Below are 13,444 nucleotides of genomic sequence, written 5' to 3'. Positions count from 1 at the left end.
CGCGACGGATTACGATCCCTCGCGGCGCCGCTGTTCGGCGATGAGCTCATCCATTTGTTTGAGCTGATGGATGATCCAGGGAAGCGGCAACAACATGCCGAAGGCGGCCACGATCAAGGCGACCGACAGCAACGCCATGCCGAGCACGATATACATGCCCGCCGGATGATCGGCCCATCGCCGCGCGATCACGACGCCGAGAGCCAGCGCGCAACTCACGAGAAACAGGGCGGCGGCCACGCGTACCATCTTATCCGCGCGTCGCGCGAGGAGGGCGCGCTGCTCTTCCATCCATTGCACCGTCTTCATCGCCTCGTCCCCGTGAGAGCGAAGCATCATAGCGCGAAGGTGGGGAGAAAATCGAGCCCGAGATGTTCCCCACCGCGCGCCCGCGGAAGAGCGCTGGTCGCGCCCTTCGCCCGATCAGCTCCTTCGACGAGCCGGGAGGCTCGTGCTACCCCCTTTCGCCTGCCTGTTGAGGAGACGCGAGGGAGGAGTTAGAATGCCACCCGATCTTCAGCACGCAGAATCATTGGACGAGGAGAGCACGAGATCAAGGTCAGCTTCTTCGCACTGAGGAGAGGGATATGCTTCGGTCATTCGCCTTAGGTGCCCGGCATCGGAGAGCTCTACGCGTGGGGCTCGCGGTCTCGTTTGCACTTCTGGCCCAAGTCTTCCCAACGGTCGGGCAATAGCAACGAATCGGCTCAGCCCGTTTGGTCACGCGCCAGGCGCGCGGGGTGACACTCGATTGTCAGAACGCGCAGCTTCAGGTCACTGTTTTGGCAACCGATCTCATTCGGGTTCGGATGCCGCCAGGGGCGGCATTTGGCCCTAATGAGAGCTGGGCCGTGGTTAAGACTGAATGGCCGACCGTCCCCGTGGAGATCGGCGAGGATCGGATGAGCGTTCGGCTGAGCACGTGGGAGCCGATCGTCGAGATTCACAAATCCCCTTGCGCAGTGACGATTCGCGATCGGCAGGGCGAGGTCATCGTGGCGGATGCCCCCGGAGCGGGCATGAGCTGGGAGGGTCGGGAAGTGCGCGTGTGGAAGGTGATGCCGCCCGACGAATATTACTACGGGCTGGGAGAACGAGCAGGACCACTTGAGCATCGCGGTCGAGTGTATGTCAACTGGAACACGGACGCTTATGGGTATCAACGAGGGACGGATCCGCTCTATCAATCCATCCCCCTCCTGCTGGCTTTGCGTCAGGGACGCAGTTACGGGATTTTCTTCGACAATCCCTCGCGCTCCAGCTTCGATCTGGGGAGCACGCGGCGCGATCAGTATTCGTTCGGCGCAGAGGAGGGCGAGCTGAACTACTACGTCTTCTACGGGCCCGATCCGAGGAAAGTCATCGAGCGCTATACGGAACTCGTGGGACGCATGCCGCTGCCGCCGAAGTGGGCGCTCGGCTATCAACAATCCCGATGGAGCTATGAGCCCGAAAGTCGCGTGCGCGAGATCGCCCGCGCGTTTCGGCAGCGTCAGATCCCGTGCGACGTGATCTACCTGGACATCGACTACATGGACGGATTTCGGAGCTTCACCGTGGACGCGCGGAAGTTCCCGAGCTTTCGCCAAATGATCGCCGATGCGCCGACTCGCGTGGGTGAAGTTCCCCGATGAAGGGCGGGCTGTGACCGTGGCGATTCGATGACGCCCTTCGGTCTTCCTTCGAGCAAGCTCGCGCTTGGCCCGGGCAAGCGGTTGGGGACGCGCGCGCTTTGCCTCTGGGCTCCGAGAGCCGATACAATGGAATTCCTTCGGAAGAGATTTCGGAGAAGGGGGAGCGATGCGAGGTCAGAATTGGGTTCCGCTTCTTTGGGGGATCATGATCATCGGGACACTTGTGGTCCTCGGGCGCGAATATTCGTCGGCCTCTTGGGCCCCCCTTGGGCCGATCGCCAAACAAGAGTCCAATCGTTGGAACGTTCCCGAATCGGCCAAGCGGATGAAGAATCCGATTCGGGCGACGAGCGCTTCGATCCGCAAGGGGAAGAGCCTGTTTGCCGAACAATGCGCCATGTGCCATGGAGAGAGCGGTAAAGGCGATGGCCCTATGGCGGAAGCTCTCGAGATAAAGCCGAAAGATTTGACCGACCGCGCTCGGATGCGCGCGCAGAGCGACGGGGAATTGTTTTGGAAGATCGCCAAGGGAAATCCGCCCATGCCGGATTTTGAGAAGACGTTGAGTCAGGAGGAGATCTGGCATCTGGTGAACTTCCTGCGCACGCTCGCGCGATAGATAGCTCGCGCCGACTTCAGCCCCAGCGAGTGAGGATCGTCTCTCGCTCGAAGAGGCGCGCGCCGATTTTCAGGAGGACCACATCGAGCGCAAGCAGCGCTGCTGCTCCCACGAAGAGCCATCGGACGTCCAAGAGGAAGAAGCCGCGCATCTGCATGATGAAGAGAGCCATGATGGGGAGGATCAGGACGACCCCGACCTGCTGCGCCGTGCGTGGATCCTTCGCGCGCGAAGAGACGATCACCCCAAGTCCCAGACTGAGGACCGCGACCAGTGGTCCGATGAGGAAGATGAGACCGAGCCCGACGGGATTCGCGACGCGAGGAAGCACTTCCGGAGGGCTCAACGCACGGATCCCCAGCACGTAGAGTCCGAAAGTGGCCCACACCAGCAGCGTCGCCGGAATGGCCGCGGCCAGACTCTTTCCCCACAGAAGCTCGGTCGTCGCAATCGGCGTCGCGAGAAGCGGCTCGAGCGTGCGATTCTGCTTCTCCCCGATGATGCTGTAGGTCGCAATCGAGAGCGCGCCGAGAATCGGCACGAGCAAAAGCATGAGGACGAACTGTCGGAAGATGTAGATGTGCAGGACCACCAAAGGGTCCAGTCGCCGTAACTCCGGCTCCGCGCGTCCCAACACTTCGATCATCCGCAGAAAATCCTGATCGCTCAAGCTCGAGGGATCAAAGAGCGGGATGAGGATCGTGAGGATGAACGGCAGCAGGAGGAAGACGAGAGCTGGCACGACCATCGAGAGCACGAGCAAGCGGTGCCGCCGCAGGTCGGTCCATTCCTTTCTCAAGATGACGAGTACGGGCGACATGGTCTCATCTCGCTGACGCCGCTTCCGCCTGCTGGGCTGCGGCCTCCTCCTCGAGGAGGCGGAGGTAGATCTCCTCCAGGGAATGCTCCTCCTCAGTGAGGAATTGAATGGCCGCCCCTGCTTCGACCAACGCGCGCACAAGGTACGGGTTCTCGTGCTCCGGATCGGCGAGCGCGATGTAGAGCTGCCGTCCATTGCACTGCAGATCGCGCACAAACGGGAGGGTGCGCACGCGCTCCAGGATCCCTGCGGTCACTTCAGCGAGCGTGACCACGATGCGCCGTCCGAAGAGCCGTCGGTGCAACGCTTCGGGCGTGTCGAGCGCGATCGGACGGGTCTTCAACACGAGGATGCGGTCGCACAAGCGCTCGGCCTCATCCAGATTGTGCGTGCAGAGGAGGATCGTTCGCCCTTGGCTTCGGAGATCGGCGATGAACTCCCGCACGACGCGCGTCATCTGCGGATCGAGACCAGAGGTCGGCTCATCCAGGAGCAAGATCTTCGGCTCGTGCACAAGAGCGCGAGCGAGCGCCAACTTCTGCTTCATGCCTTTGGAGAACGTTCCGACCGGCTCATCCCGCCGATCCCAGAGGTCCAGCAGACGAAGGTACTTCTCGACCTGTCGCGCGACGTTCGCGACGCCGTAGAGCCGCGCGTACACTTCCAAATTCTCTCGCGCGCTCAAGCGTTCGTAGAGGCCAGGGGCTTCGGTCACGATCCCCACCAGGCGTCGGATCGCGGCGTCTTGTTCCCCCAGGCGGTATCCTCCGATGATCGCCTCTCCAGCGGTAGGCGCGATGAGCGCCGCGAGCATGCGCACGGTCGTCGTCTTCCCCGCGCCATTTGGCCCGAGCAAGCCGAAGATCTCTCCGGGCCGAATCTCCATCGTGAGCGCTTCGACGGCGACTTTCCCATCGTAGACTTTCGTCAGCCCGTTGGTCGTGATCATCGCTCACGTCCAGTTGCGGATCACTTCGCACCGGCTCTCGAACTCAGCTTCCAGAGCGAGGACCGTCGCCTCCAGACGTTCGGCCGCCAGCAAGAGGCCTTCCGGTGGATGCGCGCGCAATCCTTCCAGTTGCGCATAGGCGTCTTGCACGTGCTCATTGAGCACGAGATCGTACTGATAGAGCAGATCGAGCACGGTCTCGTCCACGGGGCGTTCATTGAAGAACGCAGTCGTCCCGTAGTCGGGAGCCTCCAGCTCGCGAAGGAGCGCGCGCAGCTTCTCGCGCACGCGCTCCAGGGGCAAGACCTCGATGACCTGTCCGGCGTGAGCCCGTTCGCCGATGAGCTGCTCTAACGGTGCAAGCAGTCCACCAACTCGGTCGCTCAAGTACCGACGATAGAGAGCATCTTGCTCGCGTCGAGAGGTTTGATCAGCATATCCCCGGTATGCCGGGAGAACACTGCGCAGCCTCTCCAACCACTCATTGGCCGACGAGGACTGGGGTGCATCGCTCATGATCCCTTCTCCCCTCCTTGCGATTCCCGATCGTTCAGAGCGGGATGTTGCCGTGTTTGCGCGGCGGGTTCGTATCGCGCTTGGTGTCGAGCATCTCCAAGGCGCGGATCAATTTCGGGCGCGTGGCGCGCGGCTCGATCACTTCGTCAATGAACCCGCGTTCGGCAGCGATATATGGGGAGGCGAACTTCTCCTCGTATTCGCGAATGCGCTCGAGGCGAAAGGCCTCCGGATCGCGCGCGCTTTGGATCTCTCGACGATAGAGGATATTGACCGCGCCTTCGGGGCCCATGACGGCGATCTCGGCTGTCGGCCACGCGAAGTTCACGTCCGTGCGCAGATGCTTCGAGCCCATGACGCAATAGGCGCCGCCATAGGCCTTCCGCGTGATGACGGTGATCTTCGGCACGGTGGCCTCGGCGTAAGCGTAGAGGAGCTTGGCGCCATGTCGGATGACGCCGCGATGCTCTTGATCCACGCCGGGCAGAAAACCCGGCACATCCTCGAAGGTGATGATCGGGATGTTGAAGCAGTCGCAAAAGCGCACGAACCGAGCGGCCTTCACCGAGGCATCAATGTCGAGCACGCCCGCCAGATACGCCGGTTGGTTGGCGACGATCCCGATGGGCCGTCCGTTGAGGCGAGCGAAGCCGATGACGATGTTCGGCGCGAAATGCTCCTGCACCTCCAGGAAATATCCATCGTCCACGACCAAGTGAATGACGTCGCGGATGTCATACGGCATGTGCGGTTCGGTCGGCACGAGGGTATCCAAGCGCTCCTCCATGCGCTCCACCGGATCTGAGCAGGTTCGTCGGGGCGGATCCTCCAGATTGTTTGACGGCAGGAAGGAGAGCAATTCGCGGATCAAGTTCAGGCAATCTTCTTCCGTGTCCACGGCGAAGTGCGCGACGCCGCTCTTGGTATTATGCGTCATGGCACCACCGAGCTCCTCTTTGGTCACCTCTTCGTGCGTGACGGCGCGGATGACGTCCGGCCCTGTGATGAACATGTAGCTGGTGCGCTTGGTCATGATGATGAAATCGGTGAGCGCCGGGCTGTAGACGGCGCCGCCAGCACATGGCCCCATGATGGCCGAGATCTGTGGCACAACTCCGGAGGCGAGCACATTGCGCAGAAAGATCTCGGCGTATCCCGCCAGCGAGGCCACGCCCTCCTGAATGCGCGCTCCGCCGGAATCGTTCAGGCCGATGACGGGGGCGCCCACTTTCATCGCCAGGTCCATGATCTTGCAAATCTTCTCGGCATTGGTCTCCGAGAGCGATCCCCCGAAGACGGTGAAGTCTTGCGCGAAGACGAAGACCGTCCGTCCGTCAATCTTCCCCCATCCGGCGACGACGCCATCGCCGAGATATTGATGCTCGGCCATGCCGAAATCCGTGCACCGATGCTTCTTGAACTTGTCGAACTCTTCGAACGTGCCTTCATCGAGCAGGTACTCGATCCGCTCGCGCGCCGTCATCTTCCCTTCGGCATGTTGACGCGCCACGCGTTCGGGGCCGCCGCCGGCTTCGGCCACGCGGTTCAGTTCGCGCAAATGGTGGAGTTTCTCGACGATGGTCACCCGCGATGACATCCGCACCCTCCGGCCGAGCATCCGCATCCGCTCGTGGAGCGAACGCTCGCGATGAATTTCCGCGCCATGCCGAAGGCGAACGAGGAGTAGATCCGTTCGCACGAAGCGCTGCCGCACCGCGGACAGGCGATCTTCGTCTCGGGAGACAGAACCAGCTTCTCGAACTTCTCGCCGCATTTCTCGCAGACGTACTCATACATCGGCATGGCATTCCCCTCCTTCGGAGTCCCCCAGCGGGAGATCTCCATTGCGTCGCTCACTCAAGCGCACACTTTATCAAAACAGCCGCCGGGCAAGCAAGCGAAGACTCAGAACGCCTGACGAGCAATCCGCCCTCTTGCGCCCGAGCGCGCGAGAGGAAGCGGTAGATTGCCTCGCAGCTCCCGAAGGGACGATAATATGTGCGTGAAGGTCAATGCGGTGGGCGTTATGGTGGACGTGATTCCATCACCGCCAATCATCGTGCGACGGGGGCGTGTCGAGGAACTGGATCGGTTGGAGGAGGTCTATCGGCAGGCGTATCGAGGTTTGGAGGAATATGCCGACACGACCACGTTCCGCATTCGCAATTATCTGAACTGGCTCTACAGCGGCGAACCCGAAGGGTTCTTCGTCGCTGAGGTCGAGGGGCGATTGATCGGGTTCGTGAGCATCCACGCTGAGTGGTGGGACAAGCGCTTGGGCGAAACGGGCGAGATTCACGAGATCTGCGTCCATCCCGACTGGAAGGGGCGAGGAGTAGGGCGAAAGCTCCTCGAAGCGGCTATCGCGTATGCCCGGGAGCGCGGTCGCTCATACGTCAGCCTCTGGGTGGGGGAGCGCAATTGGCATGCGCGCCGGTGGTACCAGAGCTTGGGATTTGAAGAGTGTGGCGTGCAGCTCGGCGAATGGGTGCGCATGATCCGACGGATCGAGGAGGAGGCTTATCCCCAGTGAGCCAGCATATGAGCGAGGACGCGGGTCATGATCTCCAGCTCGTCGAGCGAGACCCACTCGTGGTCGGAGTGGGCGACGCCGAGATTCCCAGCTCCATAGACGATGGCGGGGAAACCCCGTTGGAGATAGTGCGTGGCATCGGTGAAGCTGTAGTAGCCGCAAGGAGTCGGGCGCTCTCCCGTGATCGCCTCATGAGCGGCCATCAGCGCGCGCACAACCGGATGCTGCGCATCAACCTCGGAAGGCTCCGAGACATCGAGGATCGTCAACTCGGCTCCATATTGCGCCGCCAGGGCGAACAATTGTTCGCATGCCGTGCGGATGGAGACGCCCGGTAGCACGCGCACGTCCATTTGAAAGGTACAGCGATTGGGGACGACCATGGTGTCGAATCCCCCCTCGATCTTCCCCAGCGTCACCCATGGAGCGGGAGGGAAGAGCGGATGCGTCTGTTCGAGGAAGGGCAGGCGGGCGATCTCCTCGATGACCCGCATGGCTTTGAGGACAGCGTTCTCTCCGCAGTGCGGCATGCTCCCGTGGGCCGCTCGCCCGTAGACGGCGACTTCCAATTCGATCGCCCCGGCATGTGCGACGACCGGACGCAGCTCGGTCGGTTCCAGCACGATCACTCCATCGGCTTCAATTTGCACCTCGCGCGAGCCGAGCGCCGTGCGCTCTTCGTCCACGACGAAGGCGATCTGGCAGGGCGCGTCCATCAATTCGACGGCGCAGAGCAGTGCGGCGATTTGTCCTTTGCAATCCACGGCGCCGCGCCCGATGAGTCGCCCATTCTCCTCGCGCAGCCGATAAGGCTCCGGATGCGTGTAAGCCGGATATGTGTCCACGTGCGCCGAAAAAAGCAGCGTGCTTCGTCCCCGTCGGGCGACGAGGTTCTCGCGTCCGAGCGACGTCATCTGCCGCTCCACATGGAAGCCACAAGCTTGGAGCACAGCAGTCAGAAAGGGATAGAGCGCGGCTTCATTCCCGCTTGGCGTCGGCGTTTCCACGAGCACGGCGGTGAGTTCGCGCACGCGTGCGCGAAGCGTCGCTCGTGCGTGTTCCGAGAGGGCATCGCTCTTCATGTCCGCCCTCCGTTCGAGAACAAGCAGCGCGCGCGCTCCGTGGCTTTGACAACGGCTTTGATCAACGTGACGCGCAAGCCTCCCTCTTCCAGCTCCAGGAGGCCATCAATTGTGCATCCGGCCGGCGTGGTCACGGCATCCTTGAGCTTCGCCGGATGCTCGTTGGTGACGAGCACCATCTTCGCGGCCCCGAGCGTCGTCTGCGCGGCCAATTCCGTGGCCACCTCGCGCGCGAGTCCCACCTTCACCCCCGCTTCGGCCAGCGATTCGATGATGACGTAGATGAACGCTGGGCCGCTCGCGCTCAATCCCGTCACGGCGTCCATCTGACTCTCGTCCAAGATCATCGTGCGTCCGACGGCATCGAAGAGCGAGCGCGCCAGTTGCAAATGCGATTCCGTCGCATGGCGGCCGCGGCAAAGCACCGTCATTCCCGCACGGATGACGCACGGCGTGTTGGGCATGGCGCGAACGACGGGGACTTCGATTGGCAGCAAGCTCTCGATGAATGCCGTGGGGACCGAGGCCGCGACGGAGATGAGCAGATGCCGGGGAGCGACGGCCGGCGCGATCTCCTCCAGCAGCTCGCACATCGTCTGCGGCTTGACGCTCAAGAGCACCAGATCCGCTTGCTCGACAGCGAGCGCGTTGTCGAGCGTCGTCCGCACGCCGTAATGCTCAGCCAGATAATCGAGCCGCTTCTGATGCTTCGCCGTGGCGATGATGTTCTCTCGCTCCAAAAGCTCCGATTCGAGCAGGCCTCGAATCAACGCCTCGCCGATTTTACCGGCGCCAAGGACGGCCAAGTTTCGGTGCCGCAGCATCCTCGCCTCCTCGCCTCAGGATGAAGACTCCTCATCGTAGAGGCATCGGATGAGCGCGTCAAGATGCGGCTCTACGCAGATCGGGGGATTGGCCAAACGAGCGCGGAGAGGGCGTCCGGTGAGCGCATCATCGAGCTGACCGCTGTGATAGCGCATCGTGTATTCGGGGTCTTTCAAGAGATGGCCCGTCAACAGGGCCACGATCGTCTCCGAAGGAGCGAGCTTCCCCTCCTCGCGAAGCTTCTTGATGCCGGCGAGCGTCGCCGCCGAAGCCGGTTCGCAACCCAGACCTTCGCGTCCGATGGCCGCCTTCGCCTCCGCGATCTCCTCTTCGCTCACGGCCACACAGAACCCTCCGGTCGTTTCCAACGCGTGCAGCGCGCGTCTCCAATTCACCGGATGGCCGATGCGAATGGCCGTCGCATGCGTGCGCGGCTGCGGGACCGGCGTGATCCGCTTGGCGCCCTGAGCGACGGCCGTCGCGAGCGGACTCGCCCCTTGCGCTTGTACGATGGTCAGCTTCGGCCATCGCGCGATGAATCCCAAACGTCGCAACTCCTCCATCGCCTTGAAGAGCGCCGCGGAATTTCCCAAATTCCCCCCCGGGACGACAAGATGCTCTGGCACTTCCCATCCGAGTTGATCGAGCAGCTCAATGAAGATCGCCTTCTGCCCCTCGATCCGAAAGGGATTGAGCGAGTTCAAAAGATAGACGTCCGGCCGCGCGCTCAGCTGGCGCACCAGGCGCAAGACGTCATCGAAATTGGCGCCCTTCACGCGCAACGTCACCGCCCCGTATTCGAGCGCTTGCGCCACTTTGCCCAAGGCGACGTTCTCACTCGGGATGAGGACGACAGCCCGCATCCCCGCGCGCGCGGCATAGGCGGCCATCGAAGCCGACGTATTCCCAGTGGAGGCGCAAACGAGCACGCGCGCGCCGAGCGCTCGGGCCTGACTGACGGCCACCGTCATGCCGTAATCCTTGAACGACCCCGTTGGATTGAAGCCGAGGTGTTTGAAGAGAAGGTTGCGAACGCCAGCGTATTGAGCAGAGAAGCGCGCGCGATAAATCGGCGTGTTCCCCTCCCGTAGGGTGACGACGTGCTGAAGCGGGATCGGCGGCAAACATTCCCGAAAGCGCCAAACGCCACTTTGATCGAGTGGATCGTTCGAGAGCCGACGCTCGCGCCAGCGGGCTCGCACGGCATCGGGAGCTTCGCCAGTCGGCTCGTAGGCGATCGAGAGCACATCATCGCAAGCGGGGCACGCGAAGAGTTTCTCCGTGAGGGGGTAGCGTCGGCGACAGGCGTCATTGAGGCATTCGAGCGCCGCCTCGCGCCAGAGCGAGCGCATGTTGGCCTCATCCATAGGTGCTTTCTCCGTGATCGTCCGCGCTCGGCTTGAGGGGAATCGCCATCGCCCCCTGTCAACCGACGCAAAGAAAATGGCGCGCCCGACTGGATTCGAACCAGCGACCTTCGGCTCCGGAGGCCGACGCTCTGTCCAACTGAGCTACGGGCGCGCGCTCATCGTCCGAGCACTCGGAAAGATACCACGCTTGCCTGAAGCTGTCCAGCCCGTTCGCGCCTCGCATGCCGCGTGAAGCGACGGCCCGCCGTTGCTCCCCGCTCGAAAGCCGTGTACAGTGAGAAGGTCACGTCGAGGACAGGAGGATCCCCCGCAGCGTTCATCGTGATGGAGGGGATTGCTCGACGAGCCGATGTCGTTGTGGAGCTTGTTCAGGCGCAGGGCCAGTGGGAATCGCTCTCAGTCGTCCTAGCGCTATCCGGATCGCTCGCGGATGAGGAAGCATTCGAGAACGTCGGGTGGCCGTGCTGATCGGCTGCTCAGTGGGACAAGGAGGCATCGTATGGATGCGATCTACGTTGCGATCATGGCCGGAGGATCGGGCACGCGCTTTTGGCCGGCGAGCCGAGCGCGGTTGCCGAAACAGTTCCTCAACATCACGGGCTCGCGCCCGCTCATTGAGGAGACGTATCTCCGCGTGGCTCCGCTTGTGGACGATTCGCGCATTCTGATCGTCACCAATCGTTGGCACGAGCCTCGCGTGCGAGAGATCTTCAAGGAGCGCGCCGTGCGGATTCTCGTGGAGCCGGAGGGACGGAATACGGCTCCTTGCATCGGCTTGGCCGCGCTGCAGGTCAAGCGCGAGGCGAGTGAGGCCGTGTTGATCGCCGTGCCGTCGGATCACTTCGTCGCCGATGAAGAGGCCTTCCGAGACGCACTGCGCGCTGCCGCGATGCTCGTGCGCTCGGGAGGGATTGCGACTTTGGGCATCACCCCCACGCGCCCAGAGACTGGCTATGGCTACATCCTCAAAGGCGCGCCATGCGATCCCGTCCTCGGCCATCCCGTCTATCGCGCGGAGCGGTTCGTGGAGAAGCCCGATCTGCAGACAGCGCACCAGTACGTCGCCAGCCGGCAGTATTTGTGGAACAGCGGCATCTTCGCGTTCTCGGTGGAGACCATTTGGCGAGAGATCGCGCGGTATCTCCCTCGCTTGGCCCGCGCCCTCGCTCAACTGGAAGAGAGCTTGCAAAGCGGCACGTATGAGCGGACCTTGGAAGCCGTCTACGGTGAAGTCGAGGCGATCTCGATCGACTACGGCATCATGGAGAAGACGGAGGAGCCGATCTACGTGCTCCCGGTCACCTTCGGTTGGAGCGATGTCGGCAGTTGGCAAGCCGTTTACGAATTGCGCGCGCGCGAACATGACGAGGCGCGAAATTTGATCCTCGGCGATGCGCTGCTCATTGATGTGCGGGATTCACTCATCTACTCGCAGACCGGGCGGCTGATCGCCGCGCTTGGGCTGGAGCGCATCATGATCGTGGACACGCCCGATGTCGTGCTCGTCGCCGATCTCGCCCGTTCGCAGGACGTGCGCCAATTTCCGGAACAGTTGAAACGCGCGGGCCGCGAGAAGCTGTGCTGAGGCTTCGGAATCAAAGAGAGCGAAAGGCCAAAGCGGCGAAGATCAGAAAGACGAGGGCATTAGCAATCTCCGCGAGCCCGACGCGTCGGAGATCAACGCGCTCGGCCGGTCGAACGACATGCCGAAGCGCGCGCCCGAGCGCCGGAGCGAAGGCGATCGCCAGAAACACGCCCATGCGGTGCGTGAAGGCCAGCCCCAGTAGCGCGATGATCAGGAACGCGTGATAGATCGCGCACTGTCGCCGCGCGCGTTCTCGCCGCTCCGGCGATCGTCCATACGCGGCCTGCACGCGCAGCTTGACGTAGAAGACGCTGCTCGCGAAATAAAGCGCGCTCACTCCCCAAAGCCCCACGGCCATTGGTTCCCACTCCCGCCGGATCGCGTAATGCGCCGCCGGTGCCGTCATCGTGAGTCCGAGGATCGCGAGCAGCTCTCCGAGGATCGTGCGGTCTTCCAGTCGCACGGCCTGTTCGGCGTTCACAAACAGTAGGCCCATGGCGCCGATCGCCAACGGGATCAAACCGAACAGCCGATATTCCAAAAGCAGCGGGGCGCCGAAGACGAGCGCCAACCCGAGGTAGATGAGCGTCAACGTTCGCGCGGACTCAGCCCGCTGACCGCGACGACGCGCTCGCCACCACGCGAGCACCGATTCGCGCGCGATGAAGAGAAATGTCACGGCCAAGCCCAACCACAGCACCGGACGGCGCTCGCCCTCAGCGGCGAGCGTCCCGATCGCGAGCGGGACATAGAGCATCGCCCATGCTCCATGCTCCTTCGGCAGCTTCAGACGACCGCGCCAACCCATCGTCGGCTTCCCTCCTCAAGGGGCGCGAGCGTCGGTTTCGCTTCACGTCGCCCACGTCTTCTCCAGCTCGCTCGCCAGCGCCTCATAGTGCTCGTGCGTCCCGAGCCCGAGCGCCGCTTCCTCGCGCTCGAACGCTTCCGTGAGCGCCGCTTTCGTCGGCGCCTCGAGGACGTTCTCGGCGATCCGAAAGAGCACATTATCCTCCTTGTAGATGTGCTGCGCCAGTAAATCCATGTATCGCTCGGCGGCGCTCACGAAGCGCGAAGCCGCATCCGACTCCCCACGCCCGTAAGCTGATGCCGCTTCGGCCATCTCGCGCACGAGTCCACGCCCCAGCTCATGCTCGTCGAGCATAACGCCGATCGGTCCGCCCTCGCGCGGCACGCCGTGTGCTTCGAGCGTCGGGAAGAGATGCTTCTCCTCCTTCCCGTGATGGCAGCGATCGGCGAACGTTTGGAAGAACCCCACAAGCTGCAGCGGCACGTCGGCGGGAACCGATGCGCCGCTCGCCAATCGCTGACACACGCCGCGCAGCGCGCGAAGCGCCCGCTCGATGATCCGATGCTCATGCATCAAAATCTCAACCGGTCCAGGCATATCTCGCCTCCTTCTCCGAAATTCGTCGCATCCCCATCGCCCCGAAGACCGCGCGCGTTCACGGCCGAGGCCCATCGAGACATCGCCGCAGCAACTCGCGCCGCTC

General features: G+C 62.7%; 16 protein-coding genes and 1 tRNA gene. 5 read left to right on the top strand and 12 right to left on the bottom strand.

The window, feature by feature from the left end; all coding sequences use genetic code 11:
• Positions 1 to 9: 9 nt before the first annotated feature.
• Complete coding sequence (locus NZ746_04580; protein MCS6816641.1) at positions 10 to 309, bottom strand: hypothetical protein; 300 nt, start codon at positions 307 to 309, stop codon at positions 10 to 12.
• Between the two features lie 431 nt (positions 310 to 740).
• On the opposite strand from NZ746_04580, the gene NZ746_04575 reads away from it, so the two are divergent.
• Together NZ746_04575 and NZ746_04570 are read left to right on the top strand one after the other, a co-directional pair.
• Complete coding sequence (locus tag NZ746_04575) at positions 741 to 1,634, top strand: DUF4968 domain-containing protein (GenBank protein MCS6816640.1); 894 nt, start codon at positions 741 to 743, stop codon at positions 1,632 to 1,634.
• 166 nt (positions 1,635 to 1,800) lie between these two features.
• Positions 1,801 to 2,253, top strand: a complete 453-nt coding sequence (locus NZ746_04570) for a c-type cytochrome (protein MCS6816639.1) — start codon at positions 1,801 to 1,803, stop codon at positions 2,251 to 2,253.
• 16 nt (positions 2,254 to 2,269) lie between these two features.
• Here NZ746_04570 and NZ746_04565 read toward each other — a convergent pair whose 3' ends face one another.
• From NZ746_04565 to NZ746_04545, 5 genes are read right to left on the bottom strand one after another with little or no spacing between them, the layout of a single operon-like run.
• Positions 2,270 to 3,073: an ABC transporter permease subunit gene (locus NZ746_04565; protein ID MCS6816638.1), complete on the bottom strand. Its 804-nt coding sequence runs from the start codon at positions 3,071 to 3,073 to the stop codon at positions 2,270 to 2,272.
• A 4-nt stretch (positions 3,074 to 3,077) separates the two neighbouring features.
• A complete protein-coding gene (locus tag NZ746_04560; GenBank protein MCS6816637.1) occupies positions 3,078 to 4,022 on the bottom strand; it encodes an ABC transporter ATP-binding protein in 945 nt (314 codons plus the stop codon).
• Positions 4,023 to 4,025: 3 nt separating this feature from the next.
• Positions 4,026 to 4,538 (bottom strand): hypothetical protein, encoded by a 513-nt coding sequence (locus tag NZ746_04555; GenBank protein MCS6816636.1) that lies wholly within the window; start codon positions 4,536 to 4,538, stop codon positions 4,026 to 4,028.
• Positions 4,539 to 4,572: 34 nt separating this feature from the next.
• Positions 4,573 to 6,135: a methylmalonyl-CoA carboxyltransferase gene (locus NZ746_04550; GenBank protein ID MCS6816635.1), complete on the bottom strand. Its 1,563-nt coding sequence runs from the start codon at positions 6,133 to 6,135 to the stop codon at positions 4,573 to 4,575.
• Positions 6,120 to 6,341: a zinc ribbon domain-containing protein gene (locus NZ746_04545; GenBank protein MCS6816634.1), complete on the bottom strand. Its 222-nt coding sequence runs from the start codon at positions 6,339 to 6,341 to the stop codon at positions 6,120 to 6,122. Before NZ746_04545 ends, NZ746_04550 begins: the two co-directional genes overlap by 16 nt.
• Positions 6,342 to 6,534: 193 nt before the next feature.
• Between NZ746_04545 and NZ746_04540 the strand changes: the two genes are divergently transcribed.
• Positions 6,535 to 7,071, top strand: coding sequence for a GNAT family N-acetyltransferase (locus tag NZ746_04540; GenBank protein MCS6816633.1), 537 nt, complete (start codon positions 6,535 to 6,537; stop codon positions 7,069 to 7,071).
• On the opposite strand, the gene NZ746_04535 is transcribed toward NZ746_04540, so the two are convergent.
• The 4 genes from NZ746_04535 to NZ746_04520 all read right to left on the bottom strand — a co-directional run bounded on the left by NZ746_04535 (position 7,059) and on the right by NZ746_04520 (position 10,499).
• Positions 7,059 to 8,153, bottom strand: a complete 1,095-nt coding sequence (locus NZ746_04535; GenBank protein ID MCS6816632.1) for a M20/M25/M40 family metallo-hydrolase — start codon at positions 8,151 to 8,153, stop codon at positions 7,059 to 7,061. The genes NZ746_04540 and NZ746_04535 overlap by 13 nt on opposite strands.
• Positions 8,150 to 8,977, bottom strand: coding sequence for a pyrroline-5-carboxylate reductase (proC, locus tag NZ746_04530; GenBank protein ID MCS6816631.1), 828 nt, complete (start codon positions 8,975 to 8,977; stop codon positions 8,150 to 8,152). Before proC ends, NZ746_04535 begins: the two co-directional genes overlap by 4 nt.
• Positions 8,978 to 8,992: 15 nt before the next feature.
• The gene (thrC, locus tag NZ746_04525) at positions 8,993 to 10,345 is read right to left on the bottom strand and encodes a threonine synthase (protein ID MCS6816630.1); all 1,353 of its coding nucleotides are present in this window, start codon (positions 10,343 to 10,345) and stop codon (positions 8,993 to 8,995) included.
• Between the two features lie 77 nt (positions 10,346 to 10,422).
• A tRNA-Arg gene (locus NZ746_04520) sits at positions 10,423 to 10,499 on the bottom strand.
• Positions 10,500 to 10,576: 77 nt separating this feature from the next.
• Here NZ746_04520 and NZ746_04515 point away from each other — a divergent pair.
• A complete protein-coding gene (locus NZ746_04515) occupies positions 10,577 to 10,816 on the top strand; it encodes a hypothetical protein (protein ID MCS6816629.1) in 240 nt (79 codons plus the stop codon).
• A 31-nt stretch (positions 10,817 to 10,847) separates the two neighbouring features.
• Positions 10,848 to 11,933, top strand: a complete 1,086-nt coding sequence (locus NZ746_04510; protein MCS6816628.1) for a sugar phosphate nucleotidyltransferase — start codon at positions 10,848 to 10,850, stop codon at positions 11,931 to 11,933.
• Positions 11,934 to 11,943: 10 nt separating this feature from the next.
• On the opposite strand, the gene NZ746_04505 is transcribed toward NZ746_04510, so the two are convergent.
• Both NZ746_04505 and NZ746_04500 read right to left on the bottom strand, forming a co-directional pair.
• Positions 11,944 to 12,741: a YwiC-like family protein gene (locus NZ746_04505; GenBank protein MCS6816627.1), complete on the bottom strand. Its 798-nt coding sequence runs from the start codon at positions 12,739 to 12,741 to the stop codon at positions 11,944 to 11,946.
• Between the two features lie 42 nt (positions 12,742 to 12,783).
• A complete protein-coding gene (locus NZ746_04500) occupies positions 12,784 to 13,338 on the bottom strand; it encodes a hemerythrin domain-containing protein (protein MCS6816626.1) in 555 nt (184 codons plus the stop codon).
• Positions 13,339 to 13,444 lie beyond the last annotated feature (106 nt).

The sequence above is a fragment of the Blastocatellia bacterium genome, assembly GCA_025055075.1.
Taxonomy (GTDB): domain Bacteria; phylum Acidobacteriota; class Blastocatellia; order HR10; family HR10; genus HR10.
The sequence above is the reverse complement of the archived record's forward strand: the minus strand, read 5'-3'. Positions and strand labels throughout refer to the sequence as shown.